Annotated in this window: 20 protein-coding genes; 10 read left to right on the forward strand and 10 right to left on the reverse strand. The window is 71.9% G+C overall.

Features of this window, described 5'->3' with window-relative positions; genetic code table 11:
• Window positions 1-54 precede the first annotated feature (54 nt).
• From ABB07_RS34405 to ABB07_RS34425, 5 genes are all read left to right on the forward strand, one after another.
• The gene (locus ABB07_RS34405) at window positions 55-576 is read left to right on the forward strand and encodes a cobalamin B12-binding domain-containing protein (protein WP_208902374.1); all 522 of its coding nucleotides are present in this window, start codon (window positions 55-57) and stop codon (window positions 574-576) included.
• Window positions 573-1,859, forward strand: coding sequence for a methylaspartate mutase (locus ABB07_RS34410; protein WP_208902375.1), 1,287 nt, complete (start codon window positions 573-575; stop codon window positions 1,857-1,859). Before ABB07_RS34405 ends, ABB07_RS34410 begins: the two co-directional genes overlap by 4 nt.
• 165 nt (window positions 1,860-2,024) lie before the next feature.
• On the forward strand, window positions 2,025-4,028 hold the full coding sequence (locus tag ABB07_RS34415) for an FAD/NAD(P)-binding protein (protein ID WP_208902376.1): 2,004 nt from the start codon (window positions 2,025-2,027) through the stop codon (window positions 4,026-4,028).
• Between the two features lie 36 nt (window positions 4,029-4,064).
• Window positions 4,065-5,825, forward strand: a complete 1,761-nt coding sequence (locus tag ABB07_RS34420) for an AMP-binding protein (protein WP_208902377.1) — start codon at window positions 4,065-4,067, stop codon at window positions 5,823-5,825.
• Window positions 5,812-5,973 (forward strand): (2Fe-2S)-binding protein, encoded by a 162-nt coding sequence (locus ABB07_RS34425; RefSeq protein WP_208902378.1) that lies wholly within the window; start codon window positions 5,812-5,814, stop codon window positions 5,971-5,973. The genes ABB07_RS34420 and ABB07_RS34425 overlap by 14 nt, the downstream gene beginning before the upstream one ends.
• 48 nt (window positions 5,974-6,021) lie before the next feature.
• Here the strand turns inward: ABB07_RS34425 and ABB07_RS34430 are convergent, their stop codons facing one another.
• The 6 genes from ABB07_RS34430 to ABB07_RS34455 form a co-directional block, all read right to left on the reverse strand.
• Window positions 6,022-6,969, reverse strand: coding sequence for a DMT family transporter (locus tag ABB07_RS34430; RefSeq protein WP_208903736.1), 948 nt, complete (start codon window positions 6,967-6,969; stop codon window positions 6,022-6,024).
• A gap of 181 nt (window positions 6,970-7,150) precedes the next feature.
• Window positions 7,151-7,747, reverse strand: a complete 597-nt coding sequence (locus tag ABB07_RS34435) for a cupin domain-containing protein (RefSeq protein ID WP_208902379.1) — start codon at window positions 7,745-7,747, stop codon at window positions 7,151-7,153.
• Window positions 7,748-7,798: 51 nt separating this feature from the next.
• The gene (locus ABB07_RS34440) at window positions 7,799-8,827 is read right to left on the reverse strand and encodes a helix-turn-helix transcriptional regulator (protein WP_208902380.1); all 1,029 of its coding nucleotides are present in this window, start codon (window positions 8,825-8,827) and stop codon (window positions 7,799-7,801) included.
• Window positions 8,828-9,125: 298 nt separating this feature from the next.
• Window positions 9,126-9,629: a hypothetical protein gene (locus ABB07_RS34445; RefSeq protein ID WP_244189607.1), complete on the reverse strand. Its 504-nt coding sequence runs from the start codon at window positions 9,627-9,629 to the stop codon at window positions 9,126-9,128.
• Window positions 9,630-9,780: 151 nt separating this feature from the next.
• Window positions 9,781-10,725: a GHMP family kinase ATP-binding protein gene (locus ABB07_RS34450; protein WP_208902381.1), complete on the reverse strand. Its 945-nt coding sequence runs from the start codon at window positions 10,723-10,725 to the stop codon at window positions 9,781-9,783.
• Window positions 10,706-12,010, reverse strand: a complete 1,305-nt coding sequence (locus tag ABB07_RS34455) for an aspartate aminotransferase family protein (RefSeq protein ID WP_208902382.1) — start codon at window positions 12,008-12,010, stop codon at window positions 10,706-10,708. The genes ABB07_RS34450 and ABB07_RS34455 overlap by 20 nt, the downstream gene beginning before the upstream one ends.
• A 414-nt stretch (window positions 12,011-12,424) precedes the next feature.
• On the opposite strand from ABB07_RS34455, the gene ABB07_RS34460 reads away from it, so the two are divergent.
• Window positions 12,425-13,636 carry an ATP-grasp domain-containing protein gene (locus tag ABB07_RS34460; RefSeq protein ID WP_208902383.1) on the forward strand — a complete coding sequence of 404 codons (1,212 nt, stop codon included), beginning with the start codon at window positions 12,425-12,427 and terminating at the stop codon, window positions 13,634-13,636.
• Complete coding sequence (locus tag ABB07_RS34465; protein WP_208902384.1) at window positions 13,633-14,097, forward strand: (2Fe-2S)-binding protein; 465 nt, start codon at window positions 13,633-13,635, stop codon at window positions 14,095-14,097. Before ABB07_RS34460 ends, ABB07_RS34465 begins: the two co-directional genes overlap by 4 nt.
• Before the next feature lie 149 nt (window positions 14,098-14,246).
• On the opposite strand, the gene ABB07_RS34470 is transcribed toward ABB07_RS34465, so the two are convergent.
• Both ABB07_RS34470 and ABB07_RS34475 read right to left on the reverse strand, forming a co-directional pair.
• Window positions 14,247-14,921 carry a TetR/AcrR family transcriptional regulator gene (locus ABB07_RS34470; protein ID WP_244189608.1) on the reverse strand — a complete coding sequence of 225 codons (675 nt, stop codon included), beginning with the start codon at window positions 14,919-14,921 and terminating at the stop codon, window positions 14,247-14,249.
• Window positions 14,918-15,868 carry an alpha/beta fold hydrolase gene (locus ABB07_RS34475; protein WP_208902385.1) on the reverse strand — a complete coding sequence of 317 codons (951 nt, stop codon included), beginning with the start codon at window positions 15,866-15,868 and terminating at the stop codon, window positions 14,918-14,920. Before ABB07_RS34475 ends, ABB07_RS34470 begins: the two co-directional genes overlap by 4 nt.
• Window positions 15,869-15,978: 110 nt before the next feature.
• Between ABB07_RS34475 and ABB07_RS34480 the strand changes: the two genes are divergently transcribed.
• Window positions 15,979-16,650, forward strand: coding sequence for an HAD family hydrolase (locus tag ABB07_RS34480; protein ID WP_208902386.1), 672 nt, complete (start codon window positions 15,979-15,981; stop codon window positions 16,648-16,650).
• Between the two features lie 13 nt (window positions 16,651-16,663).
• On the opposite strand, the gene ABB07_RS34485 is transcribed toward ABB07_RS34480, so the two are convergent.
• On the reverse strand, window positions 16,664-17,359 hold the full coding sequence (locus ABB07_RS34485; RefSeq protein WP_208902387.1) for a type 1 glutamine amidotransferase domain-containing protein: 696 nt from the start codon (window positions 17,357-17,359) through the stop codon (window positions 16,664-16,666).
• A gap of 116 nt (window positions 17,360-17,475) precedes the next feature.
• Here ABB07_RS34485 and ABB07_RS34490 point away from each other — a divergent pair, with 116 nt between their 5' ends.
• A complete protein-coding gene (locus tag ABB07_RS34490) occupies window positions 17,476-18,375 on the forward strand; it encodes a LysR family transcriptional regulator (protein WP_208902388.1) in 900 nt (299 codons plus the stop codon).
• Window positions 18,376-18,398: 23 nt separating this feature from the next.
• On the opposite strand, the gene ABB07_RS34495 is transcribed toward ABB07_RS34490, so the two are convergent.
• Entirely contained in the window at window positions 18,399-18,848 is a 450-nt protein-coding gene (locus ABB07_RS34495) for a hypothetical protein (RefSeq protein WP_208902389.1), read from the reverse strand.
• 309 nt (window positions 18,849-19,157) lie between these two features.
• On the opposite strand from ABB07_RS34495, the gene ABB07_RS34500 reads away from it, so the two are divergent.
• Window positions 19,158-19,799, forward strand: coding sequence for a phosphoribosyltransferase (locus ABB07_RS34500; protein ID WP_208902390.1), 642 nt, complete (start codon window positions 19,158-19,160; stop codon window positions 19,797-19,799).

Raw genomic sequence — 19,799 nt, forward strand, 5'->3', positions numbered from 1 at the left:
TCTCGCTGAGCACCCCGCACCGAGCCCACCTTCCCTGCACAGGAGAGAACCTCCATGCCTTCTTCTGCGGTCATATCCGACCGAGAATTCGTCCTTCCTCCATACGGGCGCCGCATAATCCTCTCCAGCGTCTCGTCCGATTCCCACACCTGGAATCTCGTCCATCTCCAGCTGCTGCTGGAGGAGTGGGGCCACGAGGTCCACAACCTCGGCGCCTGCGTGCCGGACGACCTGGTGCTGCGCGAGTGCCGCGGCCACCGTCCCGACCTGGTGGTGATCAGCAGCGTCAACGGCCACGGCTTCCTCGACGGCCGCCGCCTGATCACCCGGCTGCGGCGGGAGCCGGACCTCGTGCAACTCCCCGTCGTCATCGGGGGCAAGCTCGGCACCGACGGCGCGGCCGGCGGCGCACACGGCCCGGCGCTGCGGGCGGCGGGCTTCACCGCCGTGTTCGAAGGCGACGCCGCGATCGAGGAGTTCCGCGCGTACCTGCGCCGGGCCCCCGCGCCGGCACAGGGCAGGCCGACCGCCGTGGCACCGTCCGGGCCGCATGCCCTGGCGGTGGCGGCCGTATGAGCGGCCCCGCTGCGGACGGCCCGCCCCGTGGACCCGGACCGTCGCCGTTCGGCGCCACCGTCGCCGCCGCGCGGGTCGCGGGCGAGCTGGTGGTCCAGCCGCGCATGGGGTTTCCCACCGTGGCGGCCATGCGGCGGGGCCTGGAGGCGGTGCGTGACGTGCCCGCGCGCACGGTCGGCACGGTCACCCTGGACAGCTACACCCGCGTCGGTGACCACGACTCCGCGCGCCGCGCGCTCGTGCGTGGCGAGAACCTCAACGGCTATCCCCTCGTCGCCCAGGGTGCCGCCAGGACCAGGGAACTGACCGCGGGCCTCGGGGGGTCGCGGCCGTTCGCGGTCCAGATCCGGCACGGTTCCGCGCTGCCGCTGGACATCTTCCGGGTCCTGCTGGACTCCGGGCTGGACGCCACCGAGGGCGGACCGGTCTCGTACTGCCTGCCCTACGGCCGTACCCCGCTGCGCCAGTCGGTGGACGCCTGGGCACGCTGCTGCGAACTGCTGGCCGCCCGCTCGCCGACCGCCCACCTGGAGAGCTTCGGCGGCTGCCTGCTCGGCCAACTGTGCCCGCCGGGGCTGCTGGTGGCCATGAGCGTGCTGGAGGGGCTGTTCTTCGAGCAGCATGGACTGCGCGACATCTCCCTCAGCTACGCCCAGCAGACCGACTTCGGCCAGGACGTGGAGGCGATCTCGGCGCTGCGCCGGCTGGCCGGCGAGACGCTGCGGCAGGCCTCCTGGCACATCGTCCTCTACACCTACATGGGCGTCTTCCCACGCACCGAGGCCGGTGCGCTGGCCCTGCTGCGGCACAGCGCCCGGCTGGCCGCCGCGACCGGAGTGGAGCGGCTGATCGTCAAGACACCCGCCGAGGCGCACCGCATCCCCACGGTCGAGGAGAACGTCCGCGCGCTGCGGGAGGCGGCCCGGACGGCCGCGGACACCACGCCGGCGCCGGACACCCCGGCCGGCGGTGACGGGGTGTACGAGGAGGCCCGGGCCCTGGTGGAGGCGGTGCTGGACCTGCACCCCGACACGGGTCGGGCGCTCACCGTCGCGTTCGCCCGCGGTCACCTCGACGTGCCGTACTGCCTGCACGCGGACAACGCCCAGCGCTCGCGCAGCTTCGTCGACGGCGACGGCCGCCTGCGGTGGCTGTCCGTGGGCGCCATGCCGATCCGGCCCGTGGCGCCGCCGGGCCGGTGGCGGCTCCGCGCGGACGACTTCCTCGGCATGCTCTCGTACACCCAGTCGCGGTTCGACCGCGCGGGGCTCACCCCGGCCTGAGCCGGATGCGCGTCGTCGCCCTCCGCGCGCCCGCCTTCCTGGCTCTTCCTTGCCTCTCTCGTCCTTCTCGGCCATCTCGGCCTTCTCGTCTTTTCTGCTCGCTTCCTCGTCGCTTCCGTCCTGCGCGGCACGCGCTGCCGCCGGCCGGTCCCAAGGAGAAACCCCATGACCATGCCCCAACAGCCGCCCGCGCCCTACACCGTCGCCGTCGTGGGCACGGGACCGCGCGGCATCTCCGTGCTGGAACGCCTCGCCGCCCTGCTGCGCGACCGCGGCCCGGACCGCACACCGGTCCACCTCTACGCCATCGACGCGGTCGAGGTCGGCGCCGGCCGTGTGTGGCGGTCGGACCAGGACGACTGGTTCACGATGAACACCGTCGTCGGACAGGTGACGATGTTCTCGGGAGAGCCGGACGGGGGCCGCATCCGGCCCGGTGCCGGTCCTTCCCTCGGCGAGTGGCTCGAACGGCACGCCCCGGACCGTGACCGGCGGCCGCCGCTCGGCCCCGACGACTTCGCCTCGCGCCGCGACTACGGGCGATACCTGAGGTTCGTCCACCGCACCATCGCCGACGAACTCCCCGCCCACGTCCGCCTGTTCCCGGTGCGGGCCCGGGTGACGGCCGTCCGCCCCGGACCGCGCGGCGACTACCGCCTCACCCTCGACGGCGGCGCCCGGACCATCACCGCACACAAGGTCGTGCTGGCCACCGGACACCCGCGCAACGACCCCGACACCTTCGACCGGGCCATGCTGGACTTCACGGCCTCGCGCCCCGCCCTGCGTTACGTGCGCGGGGACTCGGCCGCGGACATGGACCTTCAGGAGGCCGTGCGCCCCGGGACCACCGTGGCCGTCCGTGGCCTCGGCCTCACCTTCTACGACGTGCTGCTGTCGCTGACCGTGGGCCGCGGCGGCGCCTTCGTCCGCGAGGCCGACGGCGCCCTGCGGTACGTACCGGGCGGGCGCGAACCCCGTATCGTCGCCGGATCGCGCAGCGGGCTGCCGATCCCCGCGCGCGGACGCAACCAGAAGGCACCCGGACATGTGCACCCGGCCCGCTTCCTGACACAGGAGGCGGTTGCGGCCGCCCGCGCCCGCCGCAGGGAAGCCACCGGCAGCCCGCTGCTGGACTTCGCCGAGGACCTGCTGCCGCTGCTGCACAAGGAGGTCGAGCACGTCTACTGGACCGCCCATGTGCGGGCCCTGTCCGGTGCCACGGCCGCGCGGGACTTCGCACGGCAGCACGCCGAGAAGCTGCTCGCCGACGACGACACGTCCGTCCTCCTCAAGGAGGCGGGCCTCGAGCACCTTCCCCCGCTCGATCTGCGGGCACTGGCCCGGCCCTTCGCCGGTGAGACGTTCTCCGGCCACGCGGCCTGGCAGGACCGGCTGACGCAGGTGATGCGGCAGGACCTCGCCGAGGCCGCGCGGGGCACCCTGGACGGTCCGCTGAAGGCGGCCCTGGACGCCCTGCGGGACCTGCGCGGGATCGTGCGGTCCGCCATCGACTACGGCGGCCTGCTGCCGCACTCCCACCGTGACGCCTTCCTCCGCGACTACGCACCCGTCAACGCGCTGCTCTCGGCCGGGCCGCCCATGATCCGCAGCGAGCAGCTGATCGCGCTGATGGAGCAGGGAGTGGTGGAGATCGTGGGGCCGGACACCCGGTTCGGCGCCGACGCGTCGCGCGGCCGGTTCGTGGTCGATTCCCCCCAGGTCAAGGGCTCGGAGCGGACCGCCGAGGTGCTGATAGACGCGCGCATACCGACCCCCAGCCTGCCACGCGACAGCTCCCCGCTCACCCGCCAGCTGCTGCGCGAGGGCCTGGTCCGCGAGTTCGTGAACGTCGACGCCGGGTCGGGCACGTCGTTCGCCACCGGCGGGATCGACATCGTCCAGGGCTCCTTCCGCGTCCGGGACCGCTCGGGACATGTGCACCCGGGCCTGTACGCACTGGGCATCCCCACCGAGCACGTGCGCTGGTTCACCCAGATCGGCAACGGACGGCCCGGCGTGGCCACGGACTTCATGAAGGTCGCCGACGCCGTGGCCCGGGACCTCCTCGCGGACCTCGAGGCCGGGGGTGACGCCCACGACGCGGCACCCGCGTCCGAGGCGGCGCAGGCCGTCCTGGTCGGACCCGACCGCGGATCCCACGGCTAGGTCTCCCGTTCCCCTCCACGAAAGGCACTTTTGGCAATGACCGTGCATCGCACCCGGGCACACCTGGAGTTCCGCCAGGCGCGCGACGTCCTGCTCGAGCACCGCGACGACCTGGAGACGGCCCGCAGGCTGTTCCGATGGCCGCGTCCGGACCGCTTCAACTGGGCCCTCGACTGGTTCGACATGGTGGCGCGCGACAACCCGGCACCCGCACTGCGGGTGATCGGCACCGACGGTGACCAGGAGCACTCCTTCGACAGCCTCCGGCGCCGCTCCGACCAGGTCGCCTCCTGGCTCCAGGACCTCGGGGTCCGCCGCAGGGATCCCCTGCTGCTCCTCCTCGACAACCGGGTCGAGTTGTGGGAGGTGATGCTCGCCGCCATCAAGATCGGAGCGGTGATCATCCCGACGTACACCACGACCACGCGGGCCGAACTGGTCGACCGGGTCGAGCGGGCCGGGGTCCGGCACGTGGTCGCCGCCGCGGAACTGACGGACCGGTTCGCCGACATCCCCGGCGGCTGGACCCGCATCGCCGTCGGCGCGCCGCGGCCCGGCTGGGTGCCCTACGCCGATTCGCTCACCGCACCCGCCGAGTTCAGCCCGCTGGGCTGGACCTCCGCCGACGACCCGCTGTTCCGCTACTTCACCTCGGGCACCACCTCGCGCCCCAAGATGGTGGCGCACACGCACCTCAGCTATCCGGCCGGCCACCTGTCGGGCATGTACTGGAACGGCGTACGGCCCGGGGACGTTCATCTCAATGTCTCCGCGCCCGGCTGGGCCAAGCACGCCTGGAGTTCGTTCTTCGTCCCCTGGAACGCCGAGGCCACGGTCGTCGCCCTGGCCGACCCGCGTCCCTCCGCGGCCACCGTCCTCGACGTGCTGCGCTCGCGGGAGATCAGCACGTTCTGTGCTCCGCCCACCGTCTGGCGCGCCATGGTGCAGCTGGGGCTGGGCGAGCGTCCCGCGCACCTGCGGGAGGCGACGGCCGTCGGGGAGTCGCTGGAGCCGGCCCTCCTCCACGCCGTGCGGCAGGCCTGGCACCTGCCCGTCCGGGACGGCTTCGGCCAGACCGAGACGACGGCCCAGATCGGCAATCCGCCCGGCCGGGAGGTCGTACCCGGGCGCATGGGCTGGGCCCTGCCGGGATACGACCTGGTGCTGATCGACCGGGAGACCGGTCAGGAGGTGCCGGACGGAAGCCCGGGAGAGCTGTGCGTCCGGCTCTCGCCGCGTCCCGTCGGCATGATGACGGGCTACGCCGGAGACGAGGAGCGTACGGCCCGTGCCTTCGACAACGGTGTCTACCACACCGGTGACCTGGTGGTCCGCGACAAGGACGGAAGCTTCGCCTACGTCAGCAGGGCCGACGACATGTTCAAGTCCTTCGACCACCGGATCTCGCCCCTGGAGCTGGAACGTGCCCTGCTGCGCAGTCCGGTGGTCGCGGACGCCGCGGTCGTGGCGGTGCCGCATCCGGTCGGGTTGTGGGAGCCCAAGGCCTACGTGGTGCCCTCCGGCGGTCACGCCCCGGACGGCGCGACCGCGCTGGCCGCGTTCCGTGACTCGGTCGAGGTGCTGCCGCGGGAGAAATGGGTGCGCGTCCTGGAGTTCGTCGACCGGCTGCCGATGACTCCGTCCGGCAAGATCCGCCGGGCCGAGCTGCGGGGACGGCCCGAGGCCCCCGCGATGGTGCACCGGCTGCCCGCCGTATGGGAGGAGGACAGGGATGGAGAAGCGCTCAGGGGAACCGAGCCCGCTGCTCTGCATGTGCCTGCACGTGACGGAGTGTGAGGTGCTCGCCGCCGTCGAGGCCGGGGCCTGCGACCTCGAGGGGGTGCGGGAGGCCACCGGGGCGAACACCGGCTGCGGCGACTGCGCCCACGACATCGAGGACCTGATCGCCGACATGCAGGAGCACGGGGCGCCGCCCGCCGCGTGACGGTGACGCGACGGGAGAGCCGGGCCGGCGGTCCGGCTCTTCGCCTGTTCAGCGGCGGACACGGTTGGCGAGGAGGGTGCCGGCGGTGGCCAGCAGGAGTCCTCCGAGCGTGAGCGGGCCCAGCCGCTGCCCCAGGAGAAGCGCGGCGAGGACCGCGGTGCACATCGGGACGAGGTAGAAGAGGCTGCTCACCTGGCTCGTCCCGTGGCGCTGCAGGAGGCGGTAGAGAAGGCCGACCCCCACGATCGAGTTGATGAGCGCGCTCCACAGCAGTGCCGGTGCGTAGGAGGTGGTGAAGTCGACGTCCCAGCCCTCGACGAGGAGAGCGGGGACGAGCACGACCAGTGCGGCGGCGAGGAGTTGGACCGCGTTGCCGCCCACCGGGTCCATCCGGCCGCAGAACCGCTTCTGGTAGACGGTGCCGGCCGAGATGCCCAGCAGGCCGAACACCAGGAAACCCAGCCCGAGCAGGTCGTCGCTCGACAGGTCGATCCCGTCGGAGACCGCGAGGACCACGCCGCCCAGGCCCAGGACCAGGCCCAGACACTGGCCCGCCGTGACCCGCTCGTGCAGCAGGGGCACGGCGAGCAGCGACGCCGTGAGCGGGTAGAGGGCGATGATCAGGGCCGCGAGCCCGGAGGGCACGCCGAGGTCCATGCCCATGTAGATGCTGGAGAACTGCACGGCCTGGACCAGCGTCCCGGCGACCGCCAGGTGCAGCAACCGGCGCCCCCGCGGCAGCGGTTCACGACGCAGCGCGGCGACGCCCAGCAGGGTCGCGCCCGCGATGGCGAAGCGCAGCGTGGCGAAGGTGTAGGGCGCCGCGTGGCGGAGGCCGAACTTGCCGGAGATGAAGCCGGAGCTCCACACCACCACGAGGGCCACGCGAGCGGCCAGATCGGCCGGGCGCCGCGCACCGGGCGGCTCGTCGGCGGTGACCGGTAAGCGGCGAAGAGCGGGGGCTCGCTCGGAGCCCTCGACGGGAGAGTTCGGCATCGTCACGTTGACCTTCCTCTGTGCAGTAAAAAGCACTCTAGAGCAAAATATCGTTCAGGGCGAGAGTGTGGGGCACGTGCGGGCAGCGAAAAGCCCCACGGACCGGATTCCGTGGGGCTTTGGCGCGAGGAAGAAGTCTCAGCGGGAGGAGTCTCGGCAAGGAGTCTCGGCAGGAGGAGTCTCAGTAGAGGCTGGAGAAGAGGATTCCCACCATCTGGGCAGGCTCGTCGCCGTCGTTGCGGAAGCTGTGGGGATAGCCGGCGGTCCACTGGATGCAGTCGCCGGCCGACAGGACGTGGTCCACCCCGTTGTAACGGGCCACCAGGGTGCCCCGGGTCACCATGATGAGGTCCGAGCCCTCGTGCTGAAGGTCCTCGGCCAGGCCGCTGTGCGGGTCGAAGTCCCCTGTGACCACCTGGTATCCGAGCTCGGGGGAGCGCAGCACGCGGTAGACGACGCCCGGTGCGCGGTCGAGGACGTCCTGCTCCTCCCGAGGGAACACCGACGGGGTGGCCCGGCCCCGCGAGAAGCCGAGGAACGAGCCTACGTCGTGACCGAACACCTTGGCCAGGCGGCCGAGCCGCTCCAGGGCGATGTCGGTCTCCCCCCGCTCCAGAGCGGCCAGGAAGGACACGGACAGCCCGCACTCCGCCGCCACTTGTCGCAGTGACATGCCTTTGTGGGTACGGAGCCGGTGCAGCACCTCACCGGGTGGCGGGAAGCCGAGTTCCGGATCCCGAGGAGCGGTGGACAGCACGGGGGAGTCCGGGTCAGTCATGCCCCGCATCCTAGAGGGCCCCGTGCCCCGTCTCCCAGCCGGCGTAACGGATCATCCCTCGTCGAGGAGACCGGACTGGGCGATCAGGACGCCCAGCTGGCAGCGGCTGCGTGCGCCCAGTCCCTCGTAGATCTTGGCCACATGAGCGCGGCAGGTCCGCACGCTCAGTCCGATGCGGCGGGCGATCGCCACGTCGGTCTCGCCCTCCGCGAGCAGCTGGATGATGGACATCCGGACACTGGACACCACCTCGCTCACGTCCGCCGAGCGGTTCTGGGTCTCGAACGGCCGGGCGCTCACCCACGCCCGCTCGAAGACGGTCACCAGGAAGTTCACGATGGCCGGCTGACGGATGGCCACGGCCGAGTCGCCGTCGCCGGCCGCCGGCACGAACGCCAGCTCGCGATCGAACACGATCATCCGCTCGAACGAGTCGCCGACGGTGCGCACCTCTCCGCCCGCCGCCAGGATGCGCTCCACCCGTTTTCTGGCCAGACTGTCGAAGCGGCTGACGTGCTGGTACAGGAACCGTGCCCCGCCGAGCCCGCCGAGTCCGCCGAGCGTCGACTCCGGCAGCTCCCAGGCGCGGCGGTGAGCGGCGCCGCCACGGCTGCCGGCGAGGCAGACGGCCAGGATCTCCGAGGGGCCCGCCTCGGCGGCCGCCGCGATCTGAGCGGCGATGGCCTCCGCTCCGGTGATGGTCTGCAACGGCTCCGCCAGATCGGTCTCGCGCAGGGCCCGCTCGTGCACCTCCTGGAAGACGGCCAGCTCCGCACGGATCTGCTCCGAACGGCGTTCCATCTGGGCGATCTGCGTGTGCAGCGGGGCCAGTCTGCGCGAGGCGGCGGCGCGCGGCGCGACCGGGACGAGCGTCCCGTGGTCGTCGGCCAGAGGCCGCAGGAGCCCTCCCTCCATCAGCAGCCCGACCGCCTGGGTCATCCGGGCGTGATCCCAGCCGAGTTCCTCGGCGGACTGTTCGACGTCGAGGATCTGGCAGCGGATGGCCAGCATGTACAGCTCCTCCGGATCGCCGGTCCCGGCTAACGGCTCGGCGTACGGAGTCGTGAGACCTGCCTGCATGTATCCCCCTTGGCGCAGCAGATGGGTCGCGTTGCCTATACTGTTTGAACGTACTTAATATCGCACGCACGCATGTGACCGTCAACTGCAGCGGATGGAGAGCTGGTTCACGTTATGCCTCTTGTCCATGATGGCGGACGGCCCCTTCGGGCCGGGCAGGCGGGGGCAGTCGTACGAACGTGAACCATCGCTGTGCGTAAGGCGGTTGGCTGCGACTCGCAACGACGAAAAGCCAGGCGCCGTGAGGGATCACGGCGCCTGGCGACGCAGAGAAAGGAGCCCGCGCGTCGGCGTCGGCTCAGTGCTCGGGGTGCTGCGCTCCGGGATCGGGTGCGGCCGCCCGCCGGGGGTTGCCCTTTCCGTCCGTCCCCGTCAGGTCCTGGAGCCGGCGGACCTCCTCCACCATGGCCAGCAGGGCGTCCAGACTGGCCGGCGAGAGCCCGTGGGCGCGCAGCGCGAGATGGCGCACCTGTGCGTCCCGCAGGGCCGAGACGAGCGCCAGCTGGCTGTCGACCTTGTCGGCCACCTCGTCATTGACGAAGTACTCGGTCGGGACGCCGAAGAACTGGGCGAGCGCCTCCAGATGGTCCAGGGTGACGTTGGACTTCTTGCCGGTGGCGAGTTCCCAGAGGTAGGTGCCGGAGATCGCCCGTCCGGTGGTCTCGCGTATCTCCTGGGCGAGTTTCGCGTAACCGGGCCGCCGGCGCTCGTCGGGGTAGACGGCGGCGATCAGGGTGGTGAGCCGACGGTCGATCTTGCGCTCAGTGGGTGGACCCGAGCGGCGGGACTGGGCTCCGCCCATGCGCGTCCGTTTTCCTTCCATGTCCGACCGGCTTCTCGACGGCCTCGGCCGGCGCATACGAGAGGCAACCCTGTGACCATACTACTGTCCGCCCATGTGTCCGCCCACGTGGACACGGAGACGACTCCTGTCCGCTCCGGCGGACTTGATGTCACCCATGGCCCCAGCCCACATGCGAGAAATGACACTGGTGGCCCAGCCCCATGAAGAACTCGGACAGTTCCGCGTGCTGCTGCTGGCCGGGGCGCTCCCGGAACAGGTACCCCACGACGGTGCCCGTGTGGGCGACGACGATCCCGTCCGCAGCGAACTCGGCCCGGTGCTCGTACAGGGCCTCGAAGGTGCGTTTCGGGACGACGCTCTGGGACAACGCGGCGCTGCTCGTGGCGGCGGCCGCGACCGCGGCGGGGTCGGAGCGCGCGAAGGCCGCGAGGAGTTCGTCGACGCACGCGCGGTACGCGGCCCGGTGCCGGCCGTAGTGCGCCAGCAGGACGGGGCCGGCTGCCTCGGTGTCGACCGACCCCTCTTCCACGATGTAGCACGCGTACAGGCCGATCCGGTCGCCGAGCCGGCGGACCACCCGCTGCGCGGCGCTCAGGTAGAGGGCGTACTCGTCGAGGAAGACGCTGTCGGCTCGTTCGATCCGGGCCAGGATGCCGGTGACGGTGTTCTGGTCGTACGGCAGGGCGAACAGCCGGAAGAGACACCGGAGCGTGGCGACGATGTCCGCTGTGGAACTGGCCATTCCCTTGCCGGGCGGGAGTTCGGTGTGGAAGGCCATGCGGCCCGCGGGCATGGTGAGGCCGTACCGGTCCAGGAAGAGGTCCATGGCCCGGGCCGCCTTGGGGCGCGTCGCGAGGGCCGAGGTGTCGAACTCGGCGGCCGAGGGGTCGAGGGCCATGTGGCACCAGCTGAACTTGTCGACCGGCAGCGACACGAGTGAGATGTGGGGCAGCCCTTCCTCCCAGTGCGGACCCTGGTACAGCTCGCCCAGCGTCCCTCTGCTGACGCCGCTGTACAGGGCCCGAGCCGTCCCGGCCCCGACGGCCGGGCGGGAAGCGGTCCGGGTCCGCGGCTCAGGCGGCGTCTGCAGCATGGCCCGGCCCTCGGACGTCGGTGGCGGCGAGCGCGGAGCGGACGATGTCCAGGCCCCGGTCGAGTTCCTCGCGGCCGATGGTGAGCGGAGGCAGCACCCGCAGGACCTCGTCGTCGCGGCCACAGCGCTCCATGACCAGGCCGTCCTGGAAACACAACTCCTGGACGCGCCGGGCGCGTTCCGCGTCCGCGGTGTCGACCCCCGCCACCAGTCCGCGACCGCGGACGGACAGTCCCAGCTCGGCGGTGACACGCTCGCCGAAGCGCCGCAGGACGCCGGCGTTCTCGCCGAGCCGCGCCAGGAAGTCCGGGTCCCTCCAGTAGTCCAGGGTCGCGGTGGCGGCGACGAAGGCCAGCTGGTTGCCGCGGAACGTGCCGCTGTGCTCGCCCGGCAGCCACACGTCCAGCTCCGGCGAGATCAGTACCAGCGCCATGGGCAGCCCGTAACCGCTGATGGACTTCGACAGGGTGATGACGTCCGGGGTGATGCCCGCCTGCTCGAAACTGAAGAAGTCACCGGTGCGCCCGCAGCCGGCGAAGATGTCGTCGACGATCAGGACGATGCCATGGCGTTCGGTGAACGCCCGCAGGCCGCGCAGGAATTCGGGGGACGCGCAGTAGATTCCGCCGTCGGACTGGACGGTCTCCAGGATGACGGCGGCGGGCGGCGGGAATCCGCTCGAACGGTCGGCGACCATCCGTTCCAGATAGGACAGGGAGTCGAAGGCTCCCGTCGGCCCCTCCGGATACGGCACGAAGACGGTGCCGGACGGATCGGTGCCCAGGGCCGCGCGGGCGGCGAGATCACCGGTGACGGCCAGGGACCCGGCGGACACACCATGGAACCCGCCGTAGAACGAGACCACCCCGCGGCGGCCGGTCGCCTTGCGGGCCAGTTTCAGCGCCGCCTCGACCGCGTTGGTGCCGGTGGGGCCGCAGAACTGGACCTTGTGCGACAGCCCGCGCGGAGCGAGGACGGTCTCGTCCAGGGCGTCCAGGAAATCGCGCCTGGCGACGGTGAAGAGGTCGAGCCCGTGGGCCAGGCCGTCATCGGTCATGTACCGAAGCAGCCGCTCCTTCACGGCCGTTGGGTTGTGCCCGTAGTTGAGGGCTCCCGATCCGCAGAAGAAGTCGATGAACGTCCGGCCCTCCTCGTCGTGGAGGAAGGAACCCCGGCCCCGCGCGAAAACGGCGGGGAACTTGCGTGAGTAGCTTCGGACCTCGGATTCGCGAGGGTGTGGGGGACGCTCCGCGCGTGTCGGCGCGGGAGGTGACTGCGAGGGCATGAGCTTCTCCTTCGGCGGAAGGGCGGTGAGGCAGCCCGACCGGGGCCGGGTCATTCTGCGTGTGCGACAGCGAGGACCGGGTGCGCCGGTGCGACGCGGTGACGGGCTTCGACGAGGACCGCGGCCGGGCGGGCTTCGCGAGGTGGCCGGTCCGCGGCGGGGGCCGCGCGCCCTGCGGCCGCCGGCGGACGTGCCCCGGAGACTTCGTCCGCGCTCCGGGACGACGGTGTCCGGCCCGGGGACCGCCACGAAAACACCGTGGACACCGCACTGTCAACGGCCGGTTCGGGTGCCGGGTCCCTCAGCTTGCTGCGCTGCAGTTACCTGGGTCCGGTGACCCCTGGAGAGCCGTTCGGCGACGTGCACATACTCGGCGTGTCCTCCCCCCGACCCGCAACGAACGGAGAAACCGGCGTGCATGTCGCAGCACTCGAATGGCTCACCTTCGGCCTGGCCGGCGCGGTGGCCGCCGCGCAGGAGCGGGGCCTCACCTTCCACCTGCTGACCGCCGACCGTTCCGAGTACGCCTTCGAGCTGGACCGGTGCGCGCCCGGCGCGCTCGTCGTCCACGACACGGACACCTCCGACGCCGCCCGGGTGGTGAAGGAGCTGCGGGCGATCGACGGTCTGGCCGGGCTCATCAGCACGACCGACGTGTGCAGTCTGGTCGCGCCGCGGGTTGCCGCGGAGCTGGGACTGCCGGCCCAGCCCGCCGAGGCCGTACGCCTGGTGCGCGACAAGGCGGCGCTGCGCCGTCATCTGCATGACGCGGGTCTCTCCCGCGCCGCGCAGCGGACCGTCGACCCGTTCGACACCGATGCCGAGGACCTCGCGAGCACACTGAGCTATCCGGTGATCCTCAAGGACGTGTCCGGGACCGGAAGCCAGGGCGTGTGGCTGGCGCACGGACCGCAGGACGTCCCGGCCGTGCTCGACGCCGCCCGGGCCGCCTCGCTGCGCGGTGGCGTGCTGACGGCCGAGCCCTACTTCTCCGGCCCGCTGTACAGTGCCGAGACGCTGAGCTGGGGCGGTGAGACCCGACTGCTCGGCGTCACCAGCCGGCTCATGTCCCCGCTGCCGTACTTCCGCGAGGAGGCCGAGGCGTTCCCCATCTCCTTCCCCGCGGTCCAGGCCGACGAGCTGGCCACCCTGGTCGCCTCGGCTCTGGACGGCATCGGCTACTCCGGTTTCTCCCACACTGAGTTCATCCTCACCGACGACGGCTTCGAGATCGTGGAGATCAATCCCCGGCTGGGCGGGGGCATGGTCGGCGGTCTCATCAACGGCGCGTACGACATGAACCTGTGTCATGCCTTCATCGACATGGCGCTCGGGCAGCGTCCGGCCCTGCTCGACGCACCCCTCACCCCGCTGCGGGGCATGTCGGAGGTTCACCTCATCGCGGACCGGACCGGCGTGTTCGACGGCTTCGACGGCGAAGAGCTGCTGGCCGGCCACCCGGGCTCCCCCCGGCTGTTCCCGTCCCGCTCCCGCGGTCAGACCGTGGACTGCACCACCGACTGGCGCGGCAGCGTGGGATCCGTCGTGGCGCACGGCCCCAACGCGGAACTCGCCCTGTACAACGCGGCGGCGGCCGCCCGCCTGGTACGGCCCCGCATCCTGTGACGCTCCATAACGGCAAGCGGGTGACCGTCGACATCGAGGACGACGTCCGGCTGCTGTGGGTGCTCAGAGACGTTCTCGGTGTCACCGGACCGAAGTACGGCTGCGGGCTCGGCGTCTGCCAGGCCTGCAGCAGCCATGTCAACGGCAAGGCGTTCAACCCGTGTTCGGTGCCGGTGAAGGACATCGGCGCCGATGACGAGATCACCACCATCGAGGGTCTGCCCGACATCGTCGGCCGTGACCTGCATCCGATGCAGGAGGCCTGGCTGGAGTACGACGTCGCGCAGTGCGGCTACTGCCAGTCCGGCCAGATCATGACCGCCGTCGCCAAGGTCCGCCAGGCCCGTGAGGAGGGCCGGGAGATCACCGAGGCCGACCTCGACGAGATCCGCAACGTCTGCCGGTGCGGCACCTACCACCGCATACGGCAGGCGATCACGGCCGGTGTGAAGAAGTACTGAGGCGTCGTACGGACCTCGCCGAGGAGTCGGCCGCCATGGAGGGCCGAGGGCAGGACGTGGGGGATCGGGGCTGAAGCAGGCCGCGGCGGCTCGACGCGCGTACCCAGGAGGAGGCGTGCGAGACGGCCCCGTCGACAGCGCCAGCGGGCCTATGCGTCGGCGCTGGGCTTCAGCTGAAGTGCGTTCTCCCAGATCCTGTTGAGCGTGGTCACCAGCCGTTCGAAGGGGATCCGCTGCCCGAGCACGAACACGCTGTAGGCCATGCGGCTCACCATCCCGGACAGGGCGTGGGCCGTCACCAGCGGATCGAGCGTGGGGTCGGCCTCGCCGCGGTCCTGCAGGGCGCGGATCATCTTGGCGTTGCGCCGCGCGAAGGCGTTGCCGCGTTCGACGCGCAGCGCCAGGAAGCTGTCGTCGATGTGCGCGACCTGCTCGAAGAGTGCCATCAGGCGGGCGTTCTTCTTGTACGAGCGCAGATAGTCACGGTTGGCCGCGTCGATGAGCTGCCGGGTGTCGGTGATGCCGGTGCGCTCGCGCAGGTGCGGATGGAGCATCTCCTCCTGCACGATGGCGACGAGCGCCCGGAAGACGTCCTCCTTGTCGGTGAAGTAGGTGTAGAACGAGCCGGACGCGACATGGGCGGCCGCGGTGATGTCGGTGATCCGGGCGTCGAGATAACCGTCGCGCTCGAAGACCTCGCGCGCCGCGGCGATGAGCGCGTTGCGCGTGCGCTCGCCCCGCCGGCTGCGCGGGGCGAGCGGTTCCCGGGGTCCGTCATGGGCCGGGGCCCGGCGGCCCTTGCCCGGGTGCGGCGCCGGCTTCACCGTCCCAGGTCCAGCGAGCCGAGGAAGTGGAGGAGCGCGGCGTTGACCTCCTCGGGGCGCTCCTGCTGGACCCAGTGGCCGGCGCCCTCCACGACGACGTGCCCGCGCAGGTCGGTGAGGACGTCACCGAGACGCTGAGCGGGCATGAACATGGCGACAGGATCCCGGGAGCCGGTGAGGAAGAGGGACGGCTGCGTGATGGGACGGCCCTCCAGGTCGCGGGTCAGCGCCCAGTTGCGGTCCATGTTGCGGTAGTAGTTGAGGCCGCCCGTGAAGCCGGTCGCCTCGAACGCCTTGACGTAATAGGCCAGTTCGTCCTCGTCGAGCCACGGCGGGGGCGCCGGTTCCGCCTCGTCGCGGGACGCCCACTCGGCGGAGTAGACCTCGCGTGCGACGAGCGTCCTGCGGACGTTGCGCGCCAGCGCCTCGTCCGCGGCTCCGGGCTCCTGGAACCACACCATGTAGAAGTCGTCGCCCAGTCGCGAGCGGAGGACGGGCAGCGGCGCGACGGGGGAGCGCGGGGTGACGGGAACGCTCAGGCCGGCCACGGCACGCACCCGCGCGGGATGCAGCCAGGCCATGTGCCACACGACGTTGGCTCCCCAGTCGTGTCCCACGAACACCGCGTCCTCGGCGCCCACGTCGTCCAGGAGGCCCGCGAGGTCCGCGCACAGGCTGAGCACGTCGTAGGCCTCGACGTCCCGGGGCCGTGAGCTTCCTCCGTAACCGCGCATGTCGGGCGCGAGGACCCGGTAGCCGGCCTCGGCCAGGGCGAAGACCTGGTGCCGCCAGGAGAAGGCGAGCTCGGGAAACCCGTGGCACAGCACGACCGGCGGTGTGCCGGGCCGCTGCTCGCCGTGCTCGAAGACGCGCAGGGTGATGCCGTTCGTGGCGACCTCACGCGTCTCGAGGCGCTCCCAGTCCGCGAGTGAAGCCTTCGTCGTCATGAGCCACCGCACCGCCCATCGGCTGATCACCCTCGACCAACTGCCCTGGTCGACGGGAGGTTATAAGTATTGAACCTGACGTTGGATTCAACTATACAGGGAGAGGGACGATGCATCTCTTCAGCCAGGGCGCGGACACGCCGCCCGGTACCCGCAGCGCCGTCCTGTTCGACTTCGGAGGGGTGCTCACCACCAGCGTGCACGCGGCCTTCCAGCGGCTGGGGACCGAGCTGGGCTGCGACCCGCGGCTGCCCCTGCGGCTGCTCGCCCGGGACGAGGTGAGCGGCGCGCTGCTCGTGGCACACGAGGAGGGCCGGATCGGCGAGCTGCAGTTCGAACAGGGCTTCGCCGAGCGGCTCCGCGCCCACGGAGTGGCGGTCGACCCCGCGGAGCCGGGCATCGTGCGCCGGATCCAGCGCGCGCTGGAACCCGACCACGCCATGATCGATCTGGTCGCGCGGGTCCGCGAGGCGGGGTACCGGGTCGGTCTGCTGTCCAACTCGCTCGGTGACGACTGCTACGCCGGGTTCGACCTGCCGGCCATGTTCGACGCCGTCACCATCTCGGGAGAGGTGGGCGTCCGCAAGCCCTCGCGCCGGGCCTACGCGATCGCCTGTGAACGGCTGGGCGTGCGCCCCGAGGACGCGGTGATGGTGGACGACCTGGAGCAGAACATCACCGCGGCCGAACGCGCGGGTCTCGCGGGGATCGTGCACACGCACGCCTCCGCGACGGCCACGGCGCTGACCTCCGTACTCGGCCCTCGCCCACCGCGGCCTTGACCGGCTGCCCGTCTCAGCCCAGCTTCTTCAGCAGTTCCGCGGCGAGCGGGGCGGAGGAGGCGGGGTTCTGCCCGGTGACCAGGTTGCGGTCGACGACCACGTGGGGCGCCCACGGCTCGCCGACCTGGACGTCGACGCCCGCCTCCTCGAGCCGCGTCTGCAGCAGCCATTTGGCCTTGTCGGCGAAGCCCGCCTGCGTCTCCTCCGCGTTGGTGAACGCGGCCACCCGGTACCCGGCGAAGGCGTTGGAACCGTCGGCCCGCTCCGCGGCGAGCAGCGCGGCCGGGGCGTGGCAGACCACCCCCAGTGGCTTGCCCGAGCCGAGCGTGTCGATGAGGAGCCGGCCGGAGACGGCGTTGACGGCGAGGTCCTCCATGGGGCCGTGGCCGCCCGGGTAGAAGACGGCGTCGTAGTCGTCCAGGCGGACGTCCTCCAGCCGGACGGGGTTCTTGATCTCGGTGATGGAGGCGAGGACGGCGGCGATCCTGTCCGCGCCCTCCTGTCCGCCGTTGACCTCGGGCGCGAGGCTGCCGCGGTCGACGGTCGGGACGACGCCGCCGGGCGTGGCGACGACGATCTCGTGACCGGCTGCCTTGAACGCCTCGTACGGGGCGACGGCCTCCTCGGCCCAGAAGCCGGTCGGGTGCTTGGTGCCGTCGGCCAGGGTCCAGTGGTCGACGCCGGTCATCACGAAGAGGATCTTCGACATGGTGCTTCTTTCGCGGGAGTTGGAGAGGTCGCTCTCGAACCTAGGACCCCGAGCCATGTGTTTCCAATGAGGACTCCAATGCCAGGCATGGGAACTTCTATGGCTACCTTTGATGCGTGAGCGATCTCGACCTGAACCTGCTGCGCACGTTCCTGGCGGTGTACCGGTCGGGTTCGTTCACCGGTGCCGCGCAGCTGCTGGGGCTGTCGCAGCCCACGGTGACGACACAGATGCGCGCCCTGGAGCGGCAGACGGGACGGGAGCTGTTCGAGCGGCTGCCGCGCGGGGTCGCGCCGACCGCCGTGGCCGACGAACTCGCGGTACGGGTCGCCCCGGGGCTGGACCTGCTCGCCGCCGTCTCCGGCCCGGACGCGGCGGGGGGCCGTACGGCCGACCCGGTGCACCTCGCCGGCCCCGCCGAGTTCCTGTGCACCTGCGCGCTGCCGGCGCTGGCGCCGCTCGTGGCCGACGGGGTGCGGCTGCGGGTGGCGACCGGGCTGACCGACACGCTGCTCGGGGAGCTGCGGGCGGGCCGCCACGACCTGGTGATCGCCACGCTCCGCCCCCGGGGCCGTACGCTGTCCGCGGTGCCGCTGGCGGACGAGGAGTTCGTGCTGGTCGCGGCGCCCGCGTGGGCCGAGCGGGTGAAGGAGCCGCTCGCCGCCGAGGGTCCCTCGGTCCTGCACCCGGTTCCGCTGGTGACCTACGCGGAGGACCTGCCCATCGCCCGCCGCTACTGGCGCCATGTCTTCGGTCGCCGGCTCTCCTGCCCCGCCGCCGTCACGGTGCCGGACCTGCGCGGAGTGAAGGCCGCGGTCGTGGCCGGCGCGGGCTTCACCGTGCTGCCCCGCTATCTGTGCGCCGACGAGCTCGCCTCCGGAGCGCTCGTCGTCCTGCACGAGCCCGACGACCCTCCGATCAACACCGCCTACCTGGTCCAGCGCCCGGGCGTCCCCGGCAACCCGGACGTGATCCGCGTCCGCGACCACCTGCTGCACGCCCTGCGTGGCCGGTGACGGCAGACCTGGGCGGCGGGCACCTACCCCGGCAGGGCAGGAGGGGCGCTCCCGTCGGCGGTCTCCCCGCGCACCGGAACCGGCTGACGGTAGCGCGTGGAGGTGTCGATCCTCGGGGCGGCCCGGCCGAGCCGCCGCGCCGTGACCCGCGCCTCGTCGTCGTCCGCGACGGACACGGCGAGGAGCCGGAAGGGAGCCGAGGGCCGCAGCTCGACGACCACGACCGGCCTCCCGGGCCGCAGGACCACGAAGTCCGTGCCGCCGGGGTGGCCGCGGGTGCCGACGGACCAGCCGCCCGGCACCCAGGTGCCGCGCTGCCGGACCCCGCGCAGGGCGCGCCACCAGTCGGCCTCGACCGTCACCCGGCACACCGCCGCCAGCGGCACCCGCACGTCACCCCGGCGGGCCGCGGCCCGTTGCCACCACGACAGGTGTACGACCACGTCGTCCCCGTCGACGAGAATGCGTGCCATCGCCCAGCTCCTCCGTTCCATACTCGTCGCTTCCGCGCGCGGCTGCCGGACACCGCCGCGGGCGGCTGACCGGACACCGCCGCGGGCGGTGCCGCTCGTCATCCGGGACCGGGCCCCAGACATGCGGCCGCGTCCCGTGTCGTGACGGAGTGGCCCGGGTACCCGGCCGGGGCGCCGGCGGGAGGTGCCTCGTGCCCGTCCGGTGGTCCGAGTGCGAGCAGGCGCACCTGCCGGGCGCGAGCCGTCGTAGGACCGCACGCCGTGGCCCGGGGACGAGCCCGGCGGAGGTGTGGAAGGAGTCGACTGGGCATGCGGTTTCATGATCGCGTCCACGCCGGCCGGGAGCTGGCCGAGCGGCTGCGCATCCGGCAGGAGGCGGGGGCGCTGACGCATCCGGTCGTGCTGGCCCTGCCGCGCGGCGGGGTGACGGTGGCCCGCGAGGTGGCGCGGGCACTGGAGGCGCCGCTCGACGTACTGGTCGCGCGCAAGATCGGCGCGCCCTTCCAGGAGGAGCTGGGCGTCGGGGCGCTCGCGGGTGACGACCCCCCGCTGTTCGACGAGCGGACCCTCGATGAACTCGGTCTGGAGGAGGCGGCCCTGGACGACGTGGTGGAGAGGGAACGGGCGGAGCTGCACCGCCGGGAGGAGCGGTACCGGCAGGGCCGTCCCGCGCCCGAGCTGCGGGACCGCACCGTCATCCTGGTGGACGACGGGGTGGCCACCGGGGCGACCGCGCGGGCGGCGCTGCGCTGGCTGCGCCGGCAGTCGCCGGAGCGGGTGGTGCTCGCGGTGCCCGTGTGTTCGCCGCAGGCGGCGGAGCTGCTGCGCGGCGAGGCCGACGAGGTGCTCTGCCTGCAGCGGCCGACCGTGTTCCTGGCCGTGGGGGAGTGGTACGAGGACTTCGAGCAGCTGACGGACGACGACGTGCTCGCCGCGCTGCACGGGCAGTGA

Source organism: Streptomyces incarnatus, assembly GCF_001027185.1.
GTDB lineage: Bacteria > Actinomycetota > Actinomycetes > Streptomycetales > Streptomycetaceae > Streptomyces > Streptomyces puniciscabiei.

Bases quoted from the DNA above. Each gene is read 5' to 3' on its own strand.
- ABB07_RS34405 (WP_208902374.1), top strand. From the start codon at position 55: ATGCCTTCTTCTGCGGTCATATCCGACCGAGAATTCGTCCTTCCTCCA.
- ABB07_RS34410 (WP_208902375.1), top strand. From the start codon at position 573: ATGAGCGGCCCCGCTGCGGACGGCCCGCCCCGTGGACCCGGACCGTCG.
- ABB07_RS34415 (WP_208902376.1), top strand. From the start codon at position 2,025: ATGACCATGCCCCAACAGCCGCCCGCGCCCTACACCGTCGCCGTCGTG.
- ABB07_RS34420 (WP_208902377.1), top strand. From the start codon at position 4,065: ATGACCGTGCATCGCACCCGGGCACACCTGGAGTTCCGCCAGGCGCGC.
- ABB07_RS34430 (WP_208903736.1), bottom strand. From the start codon at position 6,969: ATGCCGAACTCTCCCGTCGAGGGCTCCGAGCGAGCCCCCGCTCTTCGC.
- ABB07_RS34435 (WP_208902379.1), bottom strand. From the start codon at position 7,747: ATGACTGACCCGGACTCCCCCGTGCTGTCCACCGCTCCTCGGGATCCG.
- ABB07_RS34440 (WP_208902380.1), bottom strand. From the start codon at position 8,827: ATGCAGGCAGGTCTCACGACTCCGTACGCCGAGCCGTTAGCCGGGACC.
- ABB07_RS34445 (WP_244189607.1), bottom strand. From the start codon at position 9,629: ATGGGCGGAGCCCAGTCCCGCCGCTCGGGTCCACCCACTGAGCGCAAG.
- ABB07_RS34450 (WP_208902381.1), bottom strand. From the start codon at position 10,725: ATGCTGCAGACGCCGCCTGAGCCGCGGACCCGGACCGCTTCCCGCCCG.
- ABB07_RS34455 (WP_208902382.1), bottom strand. From the start codon at position 12,010: ATGCCCTCGCAGTCACCTCCCGCGCCGACACGCGCGGAGCGTCCCCCA.
- ABB07_RS34475 (WP_208902385.1), bottom strand. From the start codon at position 15,868: ATGACGACGAAGGCTTCACTCGCGGACTGGGAGCGCCTCGAGACGCGT.
- ABB07_RS34480 (WP_208902386.1), top strand. From the start codon at position 15,979: ATGCATCTCTTCAGCCAGGGCGCGGACACGCCGCCCGGTACCCGCAGC.
- ABB07_RS34485 (WP_208902387.1), bottom strand. From the start codon at position 17,359: ATGTCGAAGATCCTCTTCGTGATGACCGGCGTCGACCACTGGACCCTG.
- ABB07_RS34495 (WP_208902389.1), bottom strand. From the start codon at position 18,848: ATGGCACGCATTCTCGTCGACGGGGACGACGTGGTCGTACACCTGTCG.
- ABB07_RS34500 (WP_208902390.1), top strand. From the start codon at position 19,158: ATGCGGTTTCATGATCGCGTCCACGCCGGCCGGGAGCTGGCCGAGCGG.